The organism is Paenibacillus sp. VT-400 (assembly GCF_001029205.1).
GTDB lineage: Bacteria > Bacillota > Bacilli > Paenibacillales > Paenibacillaceae > Paenibacillus > Paenibacillus amylolyticus.
On record NZ_LELF01000047.1, the window covers coordinates 484525 to 507934 of the forward strand.

Sequence of the window (23410 nt, forward strand, 5' to 3'; positions counted from 1 at the left end):
TGCATTACAGCTTGCCCTCTTCATGATCTCCGACGATGACTTCATCCGTCTCGATCACATAGTTCACGATCTCTTCGATGGTCGTGTACGCCACGCCCACATACGTATCGGCAGCGCCATAATAGATGGCGATACGTCCGGTATCGGCATCATGCAGTGTTGCACACGGGAAGATGACGTTATCAACGAAGCCTTGTTCTTCGTACCATTTTTCCGGTGTCAGTACAAAGTTGGAGGAACGATATTTCACTTTGGACGGTTCATCCAGATCCAGAATTACCGCACCCATGCTATATACCAATCCGTTACAGGTCCCAGTGACGCCATGGTAGAACATCAGCCAGCCTTCGGACGTTTCGATCGGAGCAGGCCCGCCACCAATTTTGACCGATTGCCACCAGCCTTGGCCGCCCTTGCTCATCACATGACGATGCTTGCCCCAATACACGAGATCCGGGCTTTCACTCAGGAAGATGTCTCCGAATGGCGTATGTCCACTATCACTTGGTCTGGACAACATTACATAGTTATCGTTGATTTTGCGTGGGAATAACACGCCATTACGGTTAAACGGCAGCATTGGATTTTCGAGGCGGACAAATGTTTTGAAGTCATCTGTTTTGGCCAGACCCAGTGCTGCGCCGTAGAAGTCTGTACACCAGATGATGTAATACGTGTCTTCGACTTTGACCAAACGTGGATCGTACGCGTAGTTCGGCATAAACGGATCGCCATTTTCATCTACAAATGCAATGCGTTCTTCTTCAATCGTCCACTCCAAACCGTCCTCACTCGCCCCCATGTGCAGATGCGGACGGCCATTAACGGTTTCGGCGCGGAATACACCAATGAATTTTCCTTCATACGGTACAACGGCACTGTTGAAAATGCGGGCAATGCCTTTGACCGGATTACGCGGAACCACCGGGTTCGCCGAATGTCTCCATACTGGGCCTTCCGTTCCCTCCGGTTTGGCTTCCCACGGCATATTCGGCAAAGCATCCCCAACAATGTGTACGTTTTTCGTTTCAGCAACTGACATTTTTCATTTCTCCCTTCGGTTAGGCTTTATGAAATGAATACTTAAAATTGCACTAGACCACTTTGATGACAGAACAACCTTCCGATCGCCGTTATCCCCAGATTTTTTTTGATCCCCTTATACAAGGGAAAAATCCGGTTATAAATGCGAACACTCCGTTTCTCCAGCTTTTTTCTGTCCTCTTCGTTCCTGTGTATTCTCATCTGCATTTCATATAGCCTTTCGTTTTTTTATTTAACAGAGCCTTGCGCGAAGCCGTTGTAGATGTACTTCTGTAACAACAGGAAGATGATCATCGTTGGAATAATGGCGATCATGATGCCGGCGCTGATGACTTCCCACTGCGATCCGAACGGTCCCTTGAATTTGAACAAGGCGGTGGATATGACCTGTAGATCGGTCTTCGGCATGTACAGGAACGGTGTGTAGAAGTCGTTATAGATGTTCACACCCTTCACGATAATGACCGTTACAATGGCCGGTTTCAGCAGTGGCAGAATGATTTTCCAGTAGATCGTGAAGTACGAAGCGCCGTCCAGCATGGCGGATTCATCCAGTGCACTTGAGATGGAGCCCAGGAACTGCAGGAAAATATAAACTGCGATGATATCTGTACCCAGGTACATCACGATGGCTGCCCAGCGCGTGTTGAACAGGTCGAGGGCGTTAATGATCTGGAATGTGGCGACCTGTGTTGTAACACTTGGAATCAGCGTAGCCAGCAGGAATGCCGCGACCATGATTTTCTTGCCCTTGAATTTGAACCGATCCAACACATACGCGATCATGGAGCCCGTTAAGGTCGCTCCTATAATAGAGATGATCAGAATAATAATGGTATTTTTGAAACCAACCAGCATGTTGCCATCCACAAAAGCCTTCGTATAGTTCGCAAAGTTCAGCCAGTTGGCTGGTGGAGCAAGCGGGCTGCTGGTGGCGTATTCCGCATTCGTTTTGAGAGATGCAAACAGGATGACCACGATGGGCAAAAGCGCGATAAACGCCGCAAGCACCAGGGAAGCATATTTAACCACGCTCGCAAGGGTGTATTTGAGTTGTGTCACGTTTATTCCTCCCCTTTCATGGTGACGCGCTGCACAAGCGTAACGAGAATAACGATTAAGAGCAGCACCACAGCCATGGCGGATGCCAGTCCCAGCTTGCCATATTTAAACGCCAAATGAACCGTCTGGATTACAAATGTCATACTACCGTTGGAACCATCGGTCATGATATATGGAATATCGAACGCACTAATTGCGCCGCTTATCGCCAAGATCAGGTTGAGCTGCAGGATGCGTGTAATGCTTGGCAGGATGATGTGGCGGAATTGCTGCCAGCGATTGGCGCCATCAATATCGGATGCTTCATACACATCCTTTGGAATGGAGGAGATTGCACCCAGGAAAATGATAAAGTTGAAGCCCATGTATCTCCATACTGATGCACCTGCGAGTGACACGTTGATAATATTCGGATTACCGAGCCAGAGCTGCGTGTATTGTCCCAGCCCTACAGCATGCATGAGCATATCGAGTGTACCGTCCGGTTTGAAGAAAAAGAGGAAGATAAAACCGATGGCTACCCCATTCAGCAAATAAGGGAAAAACAGTATGCCTTTGAAAAAGTTTTTGCCTCGAACTTTGAAACTCAGAATGGTGGCAAAGTAAAGCGCCAAGCCCATCTGTAAGAACGTAGCCACGAAGTAATACAAGCTGACAATAAATACTTTGAAGTATTCGGGATCACTGAATATGCGCGTGTAGTTCTCAAAGCCAACATAATCGAACCTTTTACTGTATCCGTTCCAATCGGTGAAACTGTATTTGAACATGTTGATGACCGGTAAGTATGCAAACGTGAACAGCAACGCCAGCGGAATAATTGAGAAGGCACAGATAATAAATATGCGTTGCGCTGAGTAGCCCCAATTCGAAAGTTTTAAGTACTTCATGCTCTCCACACCTCCAAGCGGTTCTCCCGCCTATATATCGAAAGACTCCCGTCCAATGGAATTCCTGCGGAATAACTGCCGGGGAAGAGCATGGGTACCATGCTTTCAAATACCACATATTCCATGCTCCATTCATATATGGATTCCTATATCCCCGCAGTCCATTCATCACCTGATCCACTTACGTTAATCCAATTATTTCGTGAGTTCTGCTCTTGCTTTGACCCACTTGTCGTTCAGATCTTTCATGATGTCGTCATACGATTCCTTGCGGTTCCCAATACCTGCTTCGATAATGCGTTTCTTGAAGTCAGGCTGCCAGAGACCGATTTCGCCTTCGTTATCAATCTTGTCAACCAGACCTTCCTGACCTTCTTTGGCAGGTGTAAGCGTGGAGAATTTAACGTCTTTATATTGATCCAAAATTGGTGGTAATTCCGCGTTTTTGTCTGCATCCATACCGCCTCCCTGTTCAACTGCATAGTTCGATTTCGCCAGGAACCAGTCAATCCAGGCTTTGGCAGCAGGTTTATTCTCACTGTTTACGTTCATGCCGATGTTATAGTCGGCGGAGAGCGGAACCACAACCTCACTAGCATTGGTTGGGAATGGTAAGAATCCAATGTCGTCCGGGGTATCCGTCATACCTTGGATCTGTGTGATGGCCCAAGAGCCCAGTGCCATTGTGGCAATTTTGCCTTTGGCAAGATCTGCTTTGGAGCTTTCCCAGTCGGTTGTTGTTGGATCTTTCTCGATTAGACCGTTCTTGGCTGCATCAAAGAGCACTTTATATAGTTCATAATGCGGCTGACCAGGCACAAAGTTCTCATCTGTGTTCGGTTGGTCCACGTTAACGTAATCCACACTGCCTGCAACGGTTGGCAGATCCGATTCCCATTGGGTGAGAGCCCAGCCGGATGCATAGTTGGTGTAGAGCGGAACCGCATCTGTATTGTCTTTGACCAGTTGAAGCGCAGCCTGGAATTGCTCCGGTGTTTTGGGAACTTCCATAATGCCTGCGTCTTTGAAGACCTGTTTGTTATAAATGATTCCGGAGAACGTAATCACGGTAGGGATACCGTATACCTGACCATCCACCATGCGTTCTTCAATAGCCGTGTATTTGTCTTTCAGTTCATCGTACGTGCCAAGCGGCTCGAAGAAGTCCGGGATATCCGCGATCGGAACGCTCGTCGGGATCATCAATACGTCACCGTAATCTTTGGTGCTCATACGGATCTTTACTTGTCCTTCGTAGTCGGCCAGTGCCTGGAAATTTACTTTCACATCGGGATATTCCTTGTTGAACTCAGCCGCATAGTCTTTGAACACGGTATCCACAATATCTGTCCGTTGCGTCAGAACGGTTATTTCACCTTTGATATCTGCCGGATCTGTACTGATCTCCTCCCCTGCCTGCGAAGATCCACCTCCGGATGAACATGCAGCAAGTAGCGAAGTGATGAGTAGCATCGTCAGCAACATCATCCAACCTTTGTTTTTTTTCAATTGTTTCGACCCCTCTCTTAAGTTAATTAAGTTATCGTTAAGGTTACAAAATGAATTCTATTATGGTAACGCTTACCTGTCAATTAAATTATTTATAACTTAACAAGAAAAATTCCGAGTTAATTCGTTGACATCTGTTTTTCAGGGCACTAATATTATTTAATAAAGTTACCGTTAACTTAACTATATATATTGATTAAACATTTACACGAAACGTAGAGGACAGAAAGAACCTGAAGAAGCGGAGCTAAAAGCTTTCTGTAAGAAAGCTGCATCGGAAGCATCTGCTTCGCCTTTATCACCGGAATTTCACCTTTGAAAAAGGGAATCAAAAAAATCTGGGGATAACAGCGATCGGAAGGTTATTCTGTCATCGGAGTGGCCAGTGTAAATATTCTTTAGTTCAATTTATATATTAAGATTTATGTAACACGTTGAAGGAGCGCTCACTTATGAATACAAAAACAACCGAACTTCAATCTGAGATTAAGGAGCATTGGGAGACGCAGATTTTACCCTTCTGGTCCAACCTTAAAGATACAACCCACGGTGGATTCTACGGTTGGGTCGGCAATGATCTTCAGGTTAATCAACAGGCGCCCAAAGGCGGGATCGCCACGGCACGGCAACTTTGGACTTTTGCAGCAGCCTATCGGGTTACCGGAAACGAAAGATGGCGCGATCACGCGGAGCACGCCTATCGGTTTCTCACTGATCATGTGATGGACACCGAATATGGCGGTATGTACTGGATGGTAGATTACACAGGGGAAGCACTGGACACGAGCAAACATGTGTATACGCAATCATTCGGCGTGTATTCACTCAGTGAGTACTATCGAGCTACCGGGGATGCTTCTGCATTGGAACTTGCGAAAACGCTTTTTTCTCTAATCGAGGACAAAGGTTTGGATGCCGAACTACCTGCGTACAAGGAACAATTTGATCGCACATGGAAGGAACAGCCTAATGAAATGCTGAGCGAAAATGGAGTGATTGCGGATTACACAATGAATACGCATATCCATGTGCTGGAGGCCTACACCACGCTCTATCGCGTGTGGCCGGATCAACAAGTGAAGGCGGCGCTGGAACGCCTGCTCGGAATTCTATATGAACGGGTGTATGACCAAAACACCAAGTTTCTCGGGGTATTTTTCAACAAACAGTGGGAATCCATCATTGATCTCCGCTCGTTCGGACATGACATTGAGGCCAGCTGGCTAATCGACGAAGCACTGAAAGTTCTGGGGATGGAACAACATCTGGAGTATGCAGCGATGGTAACAGATATCGCCTATAACATTTCCAATGTAGCCGTGAATGCGGATGGTTCCCTGCTCAATGAACAAGAAGGTGAACATATCGATGAGAAGCGAATCTGGTGGGTTCAGGCCGAGGCGATGGTCGGTTTCTATAACGCGTATCAGCGTACAGGTGATCCATTGTTTCTGGAGAGAGTGGAACGCTTGTGGGACTACACAAAAGAAAACATCATTGATCAGCGCGCTGGTGGGGAATGGTACTGGTCGGTTGACGGCAACGGTACACCGGATCAGAGCGAAATTGCTGGACCGTGGAAATGCCCGTATCACAATAGCAGATTCTGTATTGAACTAATTGAGAGGATGGGATCAGAATGATACACCCGAAATACAAGGAGTTACTGGAGAAACAGGAGCAGTTGCTTACTCGCCCTAATGAGATCAATTCTTCCTTTTACAACGGCATATACGATCGGTACCAATATCCAGTAATCACTCGCCATCATGTACCGCTGCATTGGAGATTCGATCTGGATGAGACGACAAACCCGCATTTTATGGAGCGTCTGGGCATTAATGCAACGTTGAATCCGGGAGCCATCTATTTCAATGGCAAATATATCATGGTTATTCGTACCGAAGGATTGGATCGCAAATCGATCTTTGCGCTCGCCGAGAGCGACAATGGGATTGACGGGTTCCGTTTCACGGGTAAACCATTGGTCTGGGAAGATATCGATGCGGATGAAACCAATCAGTATGATATGCGCCTTGTTCAACATGAAGACGGCTGGATCTATGGCATCTATTGCTCGGAACGCAAAGACCCTGATGCTCCTGCATTTGATACATCCAGCGCAGTTGCACAGGCAGGACTGGTTCGTACACGGGATCTTATAAGCTGGGAACGGTTGCCCAACATCACAACGAATTCCCCTCAACAGCGCAATGTCGTTTTGCACCCGGAATTCGTGGATGGAAAGTATGCCTTTTACACCCGTCCACAAGACGGATTCATCTCCACAGGCAGCGGCGGCGGAATCGCCTTTGGTCTGTGTGAGGATATCTTGAACCCTGTCATTCATGAAGAGACAATTATCGACGAACGGCAATATCATACGGTATATGAGGTCAAAAACGGTCAGGGCCCTGCTCCGCTTAAGACGGATCGTGGCTGGATTCACATTGCTCACGGTGTTCGGAACACCGCGGCAGGCCTGCGTTATGTGTTATACACCTTTGCCACCGATCTGAATGATCCGGCGCGTATTATTGCCAAGCCGGGCGGCCACTTCATTGCCCCTTATGACGATGAGCGTGTAGGCGATGTGTCCAATGTTATTTTCTGCAATGGTGCTGTAGTCAACGAAAATGACGAGGTCTTTATCTATTACGCATCCAGTGATACCCGCTGTCATGTGGCAACAACGACGCTGGAAAAACTAGTCGATTATACGTTTAATACACCGGCTGATCCATATCGTTCCCTGGATTGTGCCAGCCAGCGGGGTCAGCTGATTGAACAGAATGAGAAGCTTTTACAGAAACAATTAACGTAACATCGGTAGAGCGTCCTCTCAGGGAAACCTGCAATGTGCTGAAAATTAGCGAAACAACAGCCAGAATGGCTTTATTCCAAGTGGGTAACGATGTATACTGATATGGATTGTTATTATGCGCGGAGAAAACACTCATAATGACAGCACATTGTGCCTATACCGGCTTGAAGGAGGCGACCATACTGAAGAACAATATCACCATGCGGGATATCGCCGACAGGCTCGGGGTCAGCAGTGTGACCGTCTCGAAAGCATTGAATGATAAAGATGGCGTGAGTGGCGAATTAAAGGAAAAAATTAAAGTGCTTGCTGTTGAAATGGGCTATCGGTATAATGCTGCTGCCCGTTCGATGAAGGAAGGCTTAACCCATAATATTGGCGTAATTATCCCGGAGCGTTTTACCGGGCCTACGCAGTCGTTCTATGTACGCGTGTTCCAGCGCATCACCAAACATCTGGAGGAACAGGGCTACTACGGCATTCTGCACATTCTGAATGTGGAGGATGAGGAGGAATTAACACTGCCCAAGCTGTACAGCGATAACAAGGTCGATGGTTTCATCGTGCTCGGACAGATCAGCAAAGAGTATATTGAACTGGTGCGATCGATGGAAGTTCCCAAAATGTTTCTCGACTTCTACGATGAACATTCGGACATCGATTCCGTCGTTACTGATAACTTCTACGCTGCCTATGAGCTGACGAACTATCTGGTTCAGCAGGGCCACCGTAACATTGCTTATGTAGGTAACCTGTATTCCACGAGCAGTATCCAGGACCGATTCCTCGGGTACTACAAATCCTTGCTGGAACATCGCTTGCCGATGAATCCGGATCTGGTTCTGAATGATCGGGATGAACGGGGTACGTTTATTGAGATTGATCTGCCGGAACAGCTGCCAACCGCTTTTGTATGCAACTGTGATCAGGTCGCTCATCTGCTCGTTCAAAAACTGACTTCCATGGATATTCAGGTGCCTGGCCAATGCTCTGTTGTTGGTTTTGATAATGATATCTATGCCACGCTCTCCGATCCCAAGCTCACAACCGTCGAAGTGGATGTGGAACAGATGGCACGCACGGCAGTTCAGTCCATGCTCAAAAAGGTCGACAACCCAAACCGCAGTTTCGGCCGTGTACATGTGAAAGGCAACATCATCTATCGTGAATCGGTAAGTGCTGCGTCTGCCTCATCAGATACTATGGATACTTGAACAAAAAAATGAAATAAACGAACACAGATGACTGGCCTTTATCTTACTGGCCAGTCTTTTCTGATGCATTGGAGCTTAACGACGGCGATGATCTGTTGAATCCATCAAAAATGTAGTCGTTCTCCAAATCGAGAGGATGAGGATCAGCTCATACACATTGGTTAAAGTACCGGTTTCCACTGGCAGGGAGATTAACTGCCCTACAAACAACAAGGCAGTTCCAACAAACAGCCATACCCATTTATGTCTGAAAAGAACGACCAGGCTAACAAATAACAGAACAATCCCCACGATGATCACCATCATCGGCGGACCTCCATGACCTTCTGCCATATATCTCAGTACTCCATACTCTTCTATCACCTTGAGATTTTTAACCTCGGATAAAGTAAAACCTACAATCTGGTAGATAACCAAACCTAAAGTTATCAGCCATGCCACCACACTCGTTATACTTCTATTGGCAAACTTGGCACCTGAGCTGCGCAAGATATGGTAGCCAACAAGAATAAGGGTAGGGGTAGCAAAGGCATGTAGCCAAAATCGAAGGCTACTGAGGACCATTAACACTTCCCCATCCCCTATCAAATTACCTATAGCAATAATTCCATTGTCATATGCCAAGCTGAATGCTACAAATAGCTGAAAACTGGAATACGCGAGCCATTGCTTCCTCTGGGTTAAATCGACGGCCATCCAAACAACAAGTATCAAATAAACAAGAGTAAGTACGGAGTATATCCATACATCCAAGCTGCTTCACCATCCTTATGAGTCAATTCTAATAAATTATATTTACCGGTAAGTAAAATTACAAGGCGTACTTGTATAAATGGTTAATTTGTCATAAATTACTCACAAAGGTAATGAAGATAAATAAAGATTCACAACGATCACCGGCGAGACTAACACATGCTGTAGCTGGAGATGATCCACCCTAACAAGGAGTCACTTTTCAAGCGGCCCGCCAAACTGTTTATGGAGCCGATTCATATAAAAAGAGCACTCCCGGCTATCGTAGCTGCAGGAGCACTCTTTTCCTTATTTGAAGAACGTAAAAGCAACAGGGTACTTTGATATCAATAACTTGTCTTCAACCAATTGTCCTTGGACCAGGTCAATTTACCGGAACCCGCGCCATTGGAAGCCGTGAGGCGTGCATTCAACGTAGATGGATCATCTGTGGTATAGCTGTAAGGCAGTGACGAGAAGCCGTTCCAGGAGAACGATTTCACCACGGCCGGGATTGGCGCCAACGGGCTGCCAGACGTATCACTGCTGCCACGGAATGAGCTTCCATCCAAAGAATACATAGTATCGGTCACTCTGATTTTGCCGGTATAGGTTGGGTCTGCCGGATCGGTCTGATTGTTGCGAACAGGATACAGCACGTCCTTGATGACTGATTTCTCGACCAATACGGCTCCGCTCTCTGTGGAGATTGCCCCATTGCCAATGATATCGAATTTATAACCTTTGGACGCAATCGCTGTTGCCATCGCCGTTGTAATTTTGGCTTTAGCGGCACGTGCCCCTGTCGAATCCATCACGATGTTGTATGCATGTGCGTTGCCTCCACGCAGGCGCGGCATCCGATCCTGAATATCTTTGTACAGATTATGGTGCAGCGTCATGGACAGGTTGGCGTTAGCTGATTCCAAGCTGGTCGAACCGACCAGATGTCCTTTTTTTTGGGGTCCGGAGATGGCGATAATATCGGCTTTGCTGAGACCTACAGCACTGCTGCGCAGGTAGTTGTACATGGGATAGGAAGCCTTATTTGCTTCCAATTCGTTAATCTGCTGGGTAACCCAGCTGTTCGAGCTGCCGTCATCCCCTTTGAAGAGGGACCAGGAGATGGTCACGCCACTGGTTCCTTTTTTCGAATCGACGAGTCCGTCATAGGCTTTATTAAATGTGCAGTGATCAATCCACACGTTGCTGTTTTCCTCCAGGGTGATGTAATCCCAATCGTTCTTGTCGTAATCACCTTTGGTGGATTCATCCCATTCCCATAACTCATCAAATTCCAGGTTGCGGATGATGACATTTGAGCTTCGTTTCACGCTGATCGCAGCGTGTTTGATCTTGGAACCATTGGCGGAGAAAATCGTGAGTCCATTGAAACCATCAATCGTGAGCTTGCTAACACCGGTCTGTTTTAATACGGGATGTGTCAGCGCATCATTATGCTTGGCAAAAGGAGAAGTCTGCGCTGCGCTCGGAATTTCATTCCATCCCAGATTCAGATCGTTCATGATCTCAACAACTTTGACACCGGAGTTCTTTTTCAGCGCCAATGCCAGATCGGTCGCATTATACACTTTCTTATACGTGGCTGTGTTTGATTCTCTAATGATGCCGCCGCCCATGTTCCCTTGGGAGAAGCCTGTAAGATTGTAGTCTGCGTTACCCGCTGCCTGCACACTTGCCGGGCCGGACAATAAAGTTAACCCCAACGTTAGAGCCAGAGCTGTGCTGCATAAGCTTCGAAATTTGCTTTTCATCGATTCCATTCCTCCCAATATATGATGATGACATTCGTCCATCGCTGCCATGCCAGGTACGAAGGACATGTTCTCAATGTAAATGTTGAAAGCGATTACAACAATAATCCGTATCTCACATGTGGTTAGGAATGGCTGGTACAGCAAGGAATTGTACTGTAAGCAACCTTGAATCGTACAGAGTTAACTTGGAGAGTAAGGTTTCAGGGATACATCGAGGTAACAAGAACATTCCAGATGGGATGAAATTAAAAAAGCAGGACTGCATCTGCCGCAGACCTGCTCGATTTTACTTTTTGATGGAACGTGTCCAGAAGCCGCCATGGAACTGTTTGGGCTCCACAGTAATAACAAATGCTTTGGGGTCCAGATCGAGAATCGTCTGGTAGAGCAATTTCTGGTTTTTACGTTTTGCCAGAATCTCCATCACAAGCCGATCTCCATCACGTCCACTGCCCACCCATGCAGTAACACCATATCCTTTATCTCGCAGGGCATTCGCGACGTTATTGCCCATCTGGTTACAGATGACTTTAACGGTAACGTAACCGAGCGCGATCTTCTCTTCAATCCACGCACCGAGCAACACTCCCAGTCCATAACCCACCGCGTACACGATCAGGGCCGAAGGCTGAGTCAGGTATTGGAGCACAAGATTCAGACCGAGTACATAGATCACAATCTCACCCATGCTGATCAGTGCGGCGATGTATTTCTGTCCTTTGAGTGTCAGAATCATCCGGAGTGTATAAGCGGACACGTAGACAATCTGGATCAAAAAGATAAATACCAATATTTTAAACAATCACAATCCCTCTTTCCTGGCCTTCGCAACGGAATTGGCCCTTTGCTGCATATACTCGACGATTTCGTTTCATCTATGCTTCCTGTATGTTCGCTCTATCTCCATCATTGGACGTTATACCCTCATTCTAAACGGTTGGATGTAAATCCGTAGGCATTTTCTGCTCTCTGGCATGCCGGAACTGCAATTATAGAACCGTTTGTACCGATTATCAACCCGGCGGAGGTCCCAGGGTCGAAAACGGTGGTCTTTGAATATGCTGTATCATCATAAAGCCAAGCACGCTGGCACAGGATATCAGGTCAGAACCAGGATGGATGGGTCAAAACAAAAAGGGGGTGCCGTCATGCAGCTATGGCAGGAGATGGAGCGAGAAGGCATGGAGGAACTCATTTTTTGCCGTGATGCAGATAGTGGATTGAGGGCGGTCATTGCCATTCATAACACGGTCCTTGGGCCTGCGCTCGGCGGATGTCGCTACTGGACGTACGCGTCCGAGGAAGAAGCTGTTCGAGATGCTGTGAAGCTTGCCAGAGGCATGACGTACAAAAATGCAATCTCCGGATTGCCGTATGGTGGCGGAAAAGTGGTCATATGGGATGTACCTTTTGTGAAGAATGCAAAACCGGATGAGTATGGTTGCGGATCTCAAAGTGCTGAGCAGGTCGCTGGAGATCTAGGGGTAGAGCAGCAAAAGGGCGCTGCCGCTGAACGGAAAGTCGCCGCTGATGAGATGACACATCCACAAGATAAAAGTCCGGATACGGACGTATCCAAGCGGGCGCAGCGCTTTCGTGCACTGGGTCGTTGTCTGGAGCGGCTAAATGGACGGTACGTGACCGGTCTTGATATGGGTACCACGGCGACAGACATGGACCAGATCCGACTGGAGACCGCACATGTGACGGACACCACGGGTTCGCTTGGGGCGCAGGATGACTTCACTGCCGAGATGACCGCCTATGGCGTACACATCGGCATTGTGACCTCGCTGCGCCAGCAAGGCATTGCATCTTTGCAGGGCATTCCCGTTGCCGTCCAGGGACTGGGCAAGGTCGGGTATGCCCTGTGCCGTTACCTGCATGCAGCCGGGGCACGGCTCATTGTGGCAGACGTTGTACCGGAGCGTGTACAACGTGCCCTTGTGCAGTTCAGCGGCGCCATCTCGGCCGATCCGGCCCATGTCCACGCCGCTGACTGCAAGGTCTTCGCCCCCTGTGCCCTGGGGGGCGTACTGACCCCGGCAACGGTGGAGGAGCTGCGCTGCTCCATCGTTGCCGGGGCGGCCAACAACCAGCTGAGTGAACGACAGCTGGTTGCAGGCCGCATGCAGGCGCGCGGCATCCTGTACGCGCCTGATTATGTGCTCAACGCAGGCGGAATCATCTCCACCGCCTACGAGCTGGAAGGCGCCGGGCCTGACCTGATCCGCCAAAAGGTGGCGGGGATTGCAGGCACGCTGAGCAAGGTATACGCAGAAGCTACGCAATCTGCGATCTCCACAGCCGATGCAGCCGATCGGCTAGCGGAATCCATCCTCCGATCAGGCCATAAGAAATAGGGCATCCAACCCTGGTACCTATGTATATTCACACCGCCCACACATTCTTCGTCACTCTAATGTTCAAAGCTATAGCATATCTGGAACTCATTATAGCTTCACTGGATTTCGACATTTAGACGTACTGAAAGAGAGCCTCCACTGCTTTACTTCATTCTAACGAACCTGACACACGCTATTTGGTCCTTTTAGCATGGATCTAAAATCTAACGAATCTCAGACACGTTATTGTGCCTAGTTTGGTTCTTTTTCAAGCGAAATAGCTACTTTTCCGAAGGATAGCGTTCCTGAGGTTCGTTAGAATTTATATTTCAGATTTTGACCCTGAATAGGTTGTCTCAGGTTCGTTAGCGCTGCGGCGAAGGTTTCCTTGGGGTAGTATCACCTATCAAAAGAGCTAACCCCGACATCCGTGTCCAGGTTAGCTCTTTTACCCTCTCTTATCGTTTAGCGCTCTTACTCTCTTTCTCTACTACTCTATTCTCAAACTACAACCGACCTCTTCTTCGCTGTCTTCTTCTCTCGAAACAGCAGCGTCCACAGCAACACATTCGCTACGATCAATAGCGCACCATAGATCCATATGCCCCCTGACACGGAACGGAAAAAGACATGGACTCCCCATAACATAGCAAGCACAGGGAGGGCGGCGAATACATACCAGCCATCACTTTGCTGCGCCATACTAAAGGATTGGGAGAACGGTGGCTTACGCAGCAACAACTTGCCTGCCAGTGGGACAAGCGCCGTAGCCGTCAGCATAATAATCGCAATATCCGGCAGTATCCGTAATCCAAATGTCCAGGTGAACAAAACGGCATTTGCCAGAAATATAGGCAGGAACATGTTGCATAAGAATGCCTTTAGAGCTCCTTTATATAACGCGCTATCATTCGCCATCGGTGCAGCGCGAAAGGTCCAGAATGCCTTGTATTGTCCTGAAAATTTCAGCATGACCACCACCGTTACAACCAGCATCAGCACGATGTAAAAGGTGTATACAAACGAACTTTGTCTAAACTCCGCCCAACTAGAAGATTGCAATTCAGTAAACCAAAATACATAAGGTAAAACAAATGATAAACCAAGCGATGGATACACCTTCAGCTTGAATTCCCGTTCATTACGCATCATGCTGGCTGACAGACGGAAGCAAGCCTGCTCCTCTCTCGAACGACTGACCACCTTGGAGATCAACCGATCCCACCTTCCACGTCTGCGTCCAGAGGACTGACCCGAATGTGCCATTTTTTCCAAATACAATTCAAAGGAAGGCATTAGCTTCACATATACGATCATACTCACGACAGGAACCAAGACTGCCAGTGCTGTGAACGTATAGATCCACACATTCCCGCCCCCTGCAAATAACCATTCATATGCAGCCGCATACCATAACGGAGGTAACAGCAACTGCCACCAAGCCGGGGTAAATACCATACCAAAGTCAATAATGCTGAACGAACGAATGACCAGCTGATAACCGATCGCAATCCCCACGGAAAGCAGAATTTGCACCATATTGATCATATCCTTCAGCTTCTCACCATCCAGAAACTTCATCATGAACAGATAGATCAGAGACGTTGTCACCAGAATCAGCATATTGATCAGAATCAGTTCTACAAGGAAAATCAGAAAGAATCCGATCCCATGCGTCACCAACGCGGCAATTAGCGGTATACCGGTTAATGAACCCGTCAGCAATAGCAGATAAACGCCTGCGTGGATGGCTCGGGCCATACCTACCGTTCGTCCATTAACGGGCTTGGTCATAATAATATTACGATCCCGAATGTCCAGCAGTACGGAGGAAAAATCCGAGATCATGGACGTCATGATCATAAACATTAAGATGCCAAACACAAGGCCCATCTGAAGCATGAAATGCCCCGTATCCCAGACGATGAAGGGAACCATCATCAGTCCCATTAATCCATACAACCATAGGGATCGAAGAAACTGATTACCTTCCTTGCGCTCCTTTTTCCCTGAATTGTTGGATAAAATGGTAGGTACTCTGCGTTGATCCATCTGGAACTTCACTCGCAAGATCAGGCGCAGCACATCATAATCCGCCCCTGTTCTGGCGATGAGCGGACGAAAGCGATCCAGAATCTTGAGTGTTCGGAAGTCGGAGGATTCCTCCATATCAGTACACCTCCTGCACAATGGATACAAAACGCTCAGCAATGGCTTTGTGCTCATTAAAGCCCGTTAATTGATTGAATACTTCCTCCAGCGTACCTTCCATGGATTGCTGTTGAAGCTGCTTGAACGTACCGTCTGCCACTACGCGTCCTTCAGCGATCAGTACAATTCGACTGCTGATCTTCTCCACCACATCCATGATGTGTGACGAATAGAAGATCGTTGTGCCTTTGGCTGACAATTGTGACAAAATCTCTTTGACCACCATCACACTATTGGCATCCAATCCGCTGAGCGGTTCATCCAGGAACAACAGATCCGGGTCATGCAGCAGCGCAGAGATCAACAGCACTTTCTGACGCATACCTTTGGAAAATGAGGCAATGCGGGAATGATATGATTTTTCCAGTCCAAAACAATCCATCAATAGCTTGGCTTTGTAATCGGCGTCTTCATAGGACATACCGTATAACTCTCCCGTAAAAGTCAGATACTCCGCAGGCGTTAACTGTTCGTACAATTCCGCGACCTCCGGAACATAGCCGATTCTGCGTTTATACTCTACATCGCCATCCGCAATATCTTTACCAAAGATTCGCACCGTGCCTACATATCCTTCAACCAGCCCGAGTAAAATCTTAACCGTCGTACTTTTGCCAGCCCCGTTTGGGCCAATATATCCAATCATCTCACCGCGATTTACTTCCAGATCGATGCCGTTCAGCACATAACGTCCGTTGTATCTCATACGCAAGCTTTCAATTGATAGCACTTGTTGTTCACTCACTTCGTTATCCAGCTCCTGTCTCTATCTTTTTCTACAATTCTACTATTTTACCACAGATTGGGATGGTAATGATCGGAAATAGGTCACGATATCAGCCATCATCTGGATATTCCTTTCGAGTAAAAGCATCACGTAACATGCGTGAATACATCACAAAGCCCTTATCCCACCTTATGGTAAGAGACAAGGGCTTCCACTTTATGTTGAATCTTATTTTCTAATATCTAAAAGTCTTACTGCACCTTAACAATCTGAAAATGTTGATTCGTGCCGCCATTATCCGTCCACTGGATGGCCGCAGCCCCATCTGCCAGGGATTGACTGGAGATATCCAATACTTTGCCTGTACTGCGGTTCTTCAGTTTATAATAACCACCACCTACATGGACGAGCTGCCATTGCTGGCTGGCCCAGCCACCATCATTCCACTGTTCAATGACAGCCCCATCCGTCGTGGCACCATTCTCCACACCGATCAGCTTGCCACTGGAACGGTTGATGATTTTGACATAACCGCCACCCGCATCGGTAATCTGCCACTGTTGACTTGTCATCCCCCCATCTGCTCGCTGCTCCAGATCCGCACCGTTGGCGGAAGAACCCCCAATGACATTTAGCAATTTGTTACTCTTACGGCTAATCAGGTGATATGAAGCATTCGGGTCCCAGACATCCGGTGTACTCACTCCGGTCACAGTCCCTGTTGCTGTATCAATCGTAATACTGCTGGCCCAGTTCATCGCCAGACTGGTTGCACTCGGGAATGAAAGTGGCAGCCAGACATACTTGGAATCCTGCACCGGTCCGCTCCATGCACCAGCCCAGCGATCACCCATGTAGAGATAGGATGTGGTCTGTGAACCTTCTACAGGAACGACATAGGTGGATTGGGAACCATACGTTGTGCTGTCTCCAAAATTGCTAAGCCCGCTCCATGTGCCTGTAATGCTGGAGGCTGTCGCATATTTGGCCTGATTTGGATTCCAGCCGGTCGCACCTGAGGTAATCAGGAAGTAGACGCCGTCTTTTTTGAATAGGGCTGGTGCTTCACGATATTGTCCAGGCCACAGCGTTGTGACTAGGGATTCCACACCCAGAAAATCCGGGGTCAGCTTATATATATTCAGATCAGCATTCACTCGAGTCGCAGAGATCAGATAAGCGGTTCCGTTATCGTTGTATACCGTCATGTCTCTGGAATCATACCCAAGTGGACGATAACTGCCCACATATGTGTAATTGCCATCCACCGTATTCGAAGTAGCTACCGCCACTCGGGCCTCGCCATAATCCAGACCATTCTCCTTGTGCATCCACAGCACATATTTGCCAGTCGAACTGTTATAGATGACCTTCGGGCGTTCAATGTTGGAGATATTTAACTCGGCTGCCGAGCTGCTGGTGAGCACATCATTGCGATACTCCCAGTTCTTCAGATCCGATGAACGATACACCGATACCGCCTTGAACGTTCCATTCGTATTACGATTCTCCCCAAACCAGTAATAATACCCATTTGCCTTGATCATCCCGCCCCCATGAGCATGAACGACATTGCCATTGGTATCCTTGAACTGTATCCCGTTCGTTACACTGAGCGGAGCAGCTGAAGCATTCGGTCCGGGTGCAAGCAGCATACCTATTGATTGCAGCGCCAAAACCAAAGCAAGCAGATAACTTAAGCGGCGGGTAAAGCGACGTGAATATGTATTCTTTTTCAACCATCCATCGTTCATAGCCATATCGTAATGCACCTCCATGTTTTTAGTGAAGCGCTTACATAAAATTAAAATCGATATGTCTCATCTGCCTCCGATCGATGATGCATTTCAGCATTAGAATTCCTGGCAATACTGGCTGGGCGTTCACCTCCCTGATTCCAATTGTATCCGCCACGTTCCTGCTCGAATAGTGAACAATCCGGCGGAAGATGTACAATTTTATACTCCGCTCTCTCGATCAACAACAAAAAGACGCTTCCCCCGAAGCGTCCTCTGCTATACCTGCCCTGCCCCTCCATGATGTAACGATCTCTAGGTGTGTGCGGCTGTTCATAGGCAGGTTTTTATATGATGTTTTATCGGCGTATACTCGCCCTTATTGCTTAATCTTGGTCGTCAAAATCCTGGTCAAATGATAACACTTTACCTGTGTTGGCATCGATATCTACATCTGCTTCACCTTGAGCAGTTCTCAGTTCGATCTCATACACATAGCGACCATCATCATGATCCAGCTCGACTTTGGTTACTTTACCACCCGTAACTTGTTTCAACGCAATGTTTGAAGCCTGGGATGCCGTCAATTTGACCTGCTTGGAAGTAGAGTTATTAGATGTGTTGCCTGATACAGTACCTTTATAATCGTCGTCATCATCGTAGTCTTCATCATTCACGACCGCAAGGATTTTGCCTGTATAAGCATCCAGACGAACGACAACATCATTGGTTCCTTTTCTGTCGATCTCAACTTCATAGAACGTTTGGCCGTTTCTACGCTCCAGATCCACGTCATCCACTTTACCATCGGCTGCTTTTAACGCTAATGCTTTCGCTTGTGATGCATTCAGCATTTTACCTGTGCTGTTCTGATTCTGTGTTACAGATTGTGTTGTTGACGTTGGTGTAGTTTGCACCGATTGTCCGTTCACATTCCCGCTAGCCGCTACGGCCGATCCACCAAGTAATACTGCTGCTGACAAGCTACCAATCCAAAGTTTATGTTTGTTCATCATCATCATTCATCTCCTCGTTGTTGTTTTCGTTCTCGTCTACATTTATAGAATAACCTGCAGGAATGAGAGATCAGCGAGAGTTAGATTAGAATTTGATGAGAAAATGAAGAGAATGCTCATTTAATGAGTGTTCATTATGTATGTAATCTAAAAGAAATGAAAAAGATGACCCCTAAATTAGGAATCATCTATCCAACAAGGTGTAACTCTATATTCAATGGATTCCTGTACAAATGTTAATCATCGTCCTCATCCCAAGTCACCGAACGAATTGCTCCTGAGATGGCATTCACTTGCACAATAGCCTCCCGGCCATCCTCCAGATCAATTTCAACCAGATAATATGGATTCCCGCTGTTGGTTCCACGCAGTTCGATGTCGTCCACTTCCCCCGGAACCTCCGCAAGTGCCTTCTGTTTGGCTTGTTTCTCGCTCAGAAACTGAGGTTTGGGATCATCCTTGGTTGGTTCAGTTGTCGGGGCTGCTATTGTTTTGGAAGCTATCGTCTCTCCCGTGTATGGATCAATCGTGAGTTCTTCACGGCTGTTATCCTTCGCCTTTACTACCGCGGTGTATACCGGACTGCCTTGCTGCTCCACAAGTTCAAGCGAGACCAATTGGTTATCTGTCTGTTGTTTTAACAACGCCGTCTTGATCTGCTCGCGGCTCCATAACGTCTTCTCTTCCGCTTGCGGGTTCGACTCCAGCCGTTTAATGGAATTCACAGCAGCTGTAACGGCATCCACTTGCACATCATATAGGCCGGTCTCCGAACGGAGCTGCATGATATACGTCCCGTCCTTCAACGTCGAATTTACAATCTCTCCTGGATATTGATCCAGTACGGATTGGGCCGCCGCATCTGCCGTAAGTACCGCACCAGTCGATTGCCAAGGCTTCCACCACACCACAACTGCCACAATCAGCACAACGAGAAGCCCTGCACCCCACCAGAGTGATTTTCGCGATTTCGCCCATCCACTGTTCGCCTGTTCATGCCGTTTCATCTCCGGTGGTCGCTGCTCATGTTCTGTCATCACGTTTCCCCCTTATAACTCTCCCAATAGCCCGAGTTCATCTGTTATATATTCGGTCTGAGTTTAGTTTCCAATGGCTACTACATAAAATGAACTAATCTTTTACACAGTAACGGAGAGGACAGAAAAAACCTGAAAAAGCGAAGCGTTCGCCTTTATCCCCGGATTTTCCCCTTGAGAAAAGGGAATCAAAAAAATCTGGGGATAACAGCGATTGGAAGGTTGTTCTGTCATCGTAGTGTCAGTGTGAACAATCTTTAGTTCAGTTTATTTAGTATATAAGAGAAGAATGAGAATTTCATGAGAGCGGCCCGTTCTGAACCGATAAAGGCAAAATAATCGAAGCCTCGGTGCCTTCACCCTCGGTGCTGGTCAGTTCGATCCGTGCTCCAACTGCTCCTGCAAGCTCTTTGGCAAGTGACAATCCCAGACCTGACCCGCTTGCGCCTAAACTGCGTGTTCTGGCCGGATCAACCCGGTAGAATCGGTCAAATACCTTCTCCAGCTCGTCCTCCCGCATACCAATCCCGGTATCCACGATCCGAATACGGCACTCTTGCCCCTTGGCTTCCAGCCTGACTTCAATTGCATCTTCACTATACTTCCGGGCATTATCCAGCAAAATAAATAACAGTTGCTTCAGCTTGCTCTCATCGCTGATCGCCCAGATTGAACCTGGATCTTCACACCGGACTTCGCGGTGATAGGCTTCGCGAAACGCACGTGTGGAGTCTGTAGCCAGTCTCGTGATATCCACACGCGCCAACTGTACATTCCACTGCTCTGGCTGCTTCGCAAGCAGTAGCAGTTGCTCGGTCATCTCCCGCATACGAACCGATTCGGACAGAATCGCTTCTACCGCTTCATCAAATACCTCGGGCCGCTCTTTTCCTCGTCGCTGTAGCAGACTGGCATAACTCTCAATAATAGTAAGCGGTGTTTTGAGCTCATGAGATGCATCGGATACAAATCGCTCCTGTCGTTCAAAGTTGGATTCGAGCAGATCCATCATCCGGTTGAACGTCTGTCCCATTGTTTTCAGTTCATCCTTCGACCCTTCCTCCAGTGGAAGACGCTTGAATTGGCCGCTGGACTGTATATCAGTCATCGTGCGTGTCATCTGCTGAATCGGTCTGGTCATTCGATTCGCCAGAATCCGGCTGGAGATAATGGCTGGAATGAGAGCAATAATCGTGACCGCCACAAGCACAGTTCGCAGTACAGACAGACGATTCTCCGTCTCTGCAATGCTCTCGGTGACCTGTACATTCACCACCTCGCCATCAGGCCAGATGACCGGGACTGATACCCACACATAACCAATCTGTTCAACTTGGGTATACTCCGATTTCTTCTCACTTTCGTACTTATAAGGCAGCTTGCTCAGCTGCTCGGAAGCTGCTGTTGTTGTCACCGGGGAACTGGTGCCGTCTTCATTAACAATCCGGAGCATGCCGTTCACAGGCGCGTAGGCGCGTAACAAGTCATCCGGCGGAATGGAGCCGGCAGACTGACGCACTCCTTTGACAATAGACTCCGCTTCCGCTTCCACCCGATTAACCTCATTATCAATCGACATTCGTTCAAACACGATGTAGACCGACAGGTTCACCGCGATTAACAGCACAGCAAATAATACAGACGAATATCCGTAGATTTTACTGCGCAGGCTCATAACTGTTCCTTCAGGACGTATCCTACGCCCCGTACGGTATGTATTAAGGGTGGTGTGAATCCGTTATCCACCTTTTTGCGCACATAACGGATGTACACATCCACCACATTAGTATCTCCATAATAATCATATCCCCACACGGCCTGCACAATCTGGTCACGACTGAGCACCTGACGTTGATTCTGAAGCAGATACACGAGCAGGTCGAACTCACGTGGAGTAAGCTCAATGGCCACACCATCTCGGGATACCTCTCGCGTTCCTTCATTTAGTTTCAACCCGGCAGCCGTCAACCAGCCCGCCTCAACTTCATCCTGATGCCCAGAAGAGTCATTCCCCATATCAGCAGGTGTAGAAGAAGAAGCGGAAGAAACAACAGACGCCACTGCACTAAGCCGCAATGCAGCCCGAACTCGGGCAAGCAGCTCTTCAATCTGGAAGGGCTTGGTGATGTAGTCATTGGCTCCTAAATCCAGGCCGGATACTTTGTCTTCTACAGAATCTTTGGCAGTGAGCATAATGATCGGAACTGTAGCATCTTTGGCCCGCACTCGACGCAACACTTCAATTCCACTCAGACCAGGCAACATCACATCCAGCAGAATCAGATCCCACTGTCCTTCAGCATACTTCTCCAGTCCTTCTGTTCCACTACCAGCCTTGCCCACCTGATACCCCTCATACTGTAGTTCCAGTTCCAGCAGACGTGCTATTTTGGGCTCATCCTCTATGACCAGCACGGCTTCGTTCATGCAGCGCTCCCCCTCATCCCCATCATTTCATTCTCCCGTTATCTTACAATAACATCTACAATTTGCCCAAGGCATCTTCAACCGGATGCTCCCCGGCAATCAGATCAAAGGCCATCCGGTACGTCTTCTCTTCCTGTAAGGAAGCCACAATGACACGGGCCACATCTTCACGCGGAATGCTTCCCGGCTTCAGATCTGTTCCAACTGCAATCTTGCCCGTACCCGGTTCATTCTTGAGACCACCTGGACGTATAATCGTGTAATTGAGATCACTTGCAAACAACACACGATCCGCATAATGTTTCGCCACGTAATAAGGCTTGATGGACTCTGACCACTTCTCCCGTTGATCTGCACCATACGCACTGACCAAAATATATCTGGAGATTCCTTGCTGCTCTGCGGCTTCCATCGTTTTCACCGCACCGTCGAGATCAATAAGCAGTGTTTTGTCCTGACCGGTAGATCCGCCAGAACCCGCCGTAAACACAACGGCATTATGATCCTTCATTGCCTCAGCCAAATCCTCTACACTACCCTCCAGGTCACCAATCACCACATCTGCACCGAGTTCCTTCAGTGCATCCGCCTGCTCCGGTTTGCGGATCATAGCCGTTACTTTATGTTTGCCTTCCTGTGCCAGCTGTTCCACCACAAACTTTCCGATTTGTCCATTTGCTCCTATAACTAAAACGTTCATACGTCATTCTCCTCTCAGTTGAACGGATGGCTTGTTGCTGCTCCCCGTTCTTTTTATTTAAAGATACTCATCCTATAATTTAAACGAAAGCCGGCGCTTCTAAGCGCCGGCTTCATGTCCATGCCCGTTCAGTACCTCTATGAAATGTGAAGGATTCC

General features: G+C 47.8%; 20 protein-coding genes. 4 read left to right on the top strand and 16 right to left on the bottom strand.

Annotated features, from left to right (window positions below; translation table 11 throughout):
* Positions 1–4 precede the first annotated feature (4 nt).
* From EL84_RS04540 to EL84_RS04555, 4 genes are all read right to left on the bottom strand, one after another.
* Positions 5–1042: a glycoside hydrolase family 130 protein gene (locus EL84_RS04540; RefSeq protein ID WP_047840859.1), complete on the bottom strand. Its 1038-nt coding sequence runs from the start codon at positions 1040–1042 to the stop codon at positions 5–7.
* 230 nt (positions 1043–1272) lie between these two features.
* Entirely contained in the window at positions 1273–2106 is an 834-nt protein-coding gene (locus tag EL84_RS04545; RefSeq protein ID WP_047840860.1) for a carbohydrate ABC transporter permease, read from the bottom strand.
* Positions 2107–2108: 2 nt separating this feature from the next.
* On the bottom strand, positions 2109–2996 hold the full coding sequence (locus tag EL84_RS04550) for a carbohydrate ABC transporter permease (RefSeq protein ID WP_017691677.1): 888 nt from the start codon (positions 2994–2996) through the stop codon (positions 2109–2111).
* Between the two features lie 195 nt (positions 2997–3191).
* Entirely contained in the window at positions 3192–4505 is a 1314-nt protein-coding gene (locus tag EL84_RS04555; RefSeq protein ID WP_047840861.1) for an ABC transporter substrate-binding protein, read from the bottom strand.
* Positions 4506–4957: 452 nt separating this feature from the next.
* Between EL84_RS04555 and EL84_RS04560 the strand changes: the two genes are divergently transcribed.
* The 3 genes from EL84_RS04560 to EL84_RS04570 all read left to right on the top strand — a co-directional run bounded on the left by EL84_RS04560 (position 4958) and on the right by EL84_RS04570 (position 8543).
* A complete protein-coding gene (locus EL84_RS04560) occupies positions 4958–6148 on the top strand; it encodes an AGE family epimerase/isomerase (RefSeq protein WP_047840862.1) in 1191 nt (396 codons plus the stop codon).
* Positions 6145–7329 carry a glycosidase gene (locus tag EL84_RS04565; RefSeq protein WP_047840863.1) on the top strand — a complete coding sequence of 395 codons (1185 nt, stop codon included), beginning with the start codon at positions 6145–6147 and terminating at the stop codon, positions 7327–7329. Before EL84_RS04560 ends, EL84_RS04565 begins: the two co-directional genes overlap by 4 nt.
* A gap of 137 nt (positions 7330–7466) precedes the next feature.
* Complete coding sequence (locus EL84_RS04570) at positions 7467–8543, top strand: substrate-binding domain-containing protein (RefSeq protein ID WP_047840864.1); 1077 nt, start codon at positions 7467–7469, stop codon at positions 8541–8543.
* A gap of 75 nt (positions 8544–8618) precedes the next feature.
* On the opposite strand, the gene EL84_RS04575 is transcribed toward EL84_RS04570, so the two are convergent.
* The 3 genes from EL84_RS04575 to EL84_RS04585 form a co-directional block, all read right to left on the bottom strand.
* The gene (locus tag EL84_RS04575) at positions 8619–9296 is read right to left on the bottom strand and encodes a hypothetical protein (protein WP_047840865.1); all 678 of its coding nucleotides are present in this window, start codon (positions 9294–9296) and stop codon (positions 8619–8621) included.
* A gap of 326 nt (positions 9297–9622) precedes the next feature.
* Positions 9623–11050, bottom strand: coding sequence for a hypothetical protein (locus EL84_RS04580; protein WP_047840866.1), 1428 nt, complete (start codon positions 11048–11050; stop codon positions 9623–9625).
* Between the two features lie 289 nt (positions 11051–11339).
* A complete protein-coding gene (locus EL84_RS04585) occupies positions 11340–11855 on the bottom strand; it encodes a DUF2179 domain-containing protein (RefSeq protein WP_036606590.1) in 516 nt (171 codons plus the stop codon).
* A 346-nt stretch (positions 11856–12201) separates the two neighbouring features.
* Between EL84_RS04585 and EL84_RS32840 the strand changes: the two genes are divergently transcribed.
* Positions 12202–13416: a Leu/Phe/Val dehydrogenase gene (locus EL84_RS32840; RefSeq protein ID WP_047841080.1), complete on the top strand. Its 1215-nt coding sequence runs from the start codon at positions 12202–12204 to the stop codon at positions 13414–13416.
* 483 nt (positions 13417–13899) lie between these two features.
* On the opposite strand, the gene EL84_RS04595 is transcribed toward EL84_RS32840, so the two are convergent.
* The 9 genes from EL84_RS04595 to EL84_RS04635 all read right to left on the bottom strand — a co-directional run bounded on the left by EL84_RS04595 (position 13900) and on the right by EL84_RS04635 (position 23252).
* Entirely contained in the window at positions 13900–15567 is a 1668-nt protein-coding gene (locus EL84_RS04595; RefSeq protein WP_047840867.1) for a hypothetical protein, read from the bottom strand.
* Position 15568: 1 nt separating this feature from the next.
* Entirely contained in the window at positions 15569–16354 is a 786-nt protein-coding gene (locus EL84_RS04600; protein WP_047840868.1) for an ABC transporter ATP-binding protein, read from the bottom strand.
* A gap of 233 nt (positions 16355–16587) precedes the next feature.
* Complete coding sequence (locus tag EL84_RS04605) at positions 16588–18096, bottom strand: RICIN domain-containing protein (protein ID WP_235431487.1); 1509 nt, start codon at positions 18094–18096, stop codon at positions 16588–16590.
* A 44-nt stretch (positions 18097–18140) separates the two neighbouring features.
* Positions 18141–18320, bottom strand: a complete 180-nt coding sequence (locus EL84_RS04610) for a hypothetical protein (protein ID WP_161799405.1) — start codon at positions 18318–18320, stop codon at positions 18141–18143.
* Between the two features lie 138 nt (positions 18321–18458).
* Complete coding sequence (locus EL84_RS04615) at positions 18459–19088, bottom strand: PepSY domain-containing protein (protein WP_047841082.1); 630 nt, start codon at positions 19086–19088, stop codon at positions 18459–18461.
* 236 nt (positions 19089–19324) lie between these two features.
* The gene (locus EL84_RS04620; RefSeq protein WP_047840870.1) at positions 19325–20125 is read right to left on the bottom strand and encodes a PepSY domain-containing protein; all 801 of its coding nucleotides are present in this window, start codon (positions 20123–20125) and stop codon (positions 19325–19327) included.
* A gap of 298 nt (positions 20126–20423) precedes the next feature.
* Positions 20424–21800, bottom strand: a complete 1377-nt coding sequence (locus EL84_RS04625; RefSeq protein WP_047840871.1) for an ATP-binding protein — start codon at positions 21798–21800, stop codon at positions 20424–20426.
* Positions 21797–22552: a response regulator transcription factor gene (locus tag EL84_RS04630; protein WP_047840872.1), complete on the bottom strand. Its 756-nt coding sequence runs from the start codon at positions 22550–22552 to the stop codon at positions 21797–21799. Before EL84_RS04630 ends, EL84_RS04625 begins: the two co-directional genes overlap by 4 nt.
* Before the next feature lie 55 nt (positions 22553–22607).
* Positions 22608–23252 carry an SDR family oxidoreductase gene (locus EL84_RS04635; protein WP_047840873.1) on the bottom strand — a complete coding sequence of 215 codons (645 nt, stop codon included), beginning with the start codon at positions 23250–23252 and terminating at the stop codon, positions 22608–22610.
* Between the last annotated feature and the right edge of the window lie 158 nt (positions 23253–23410).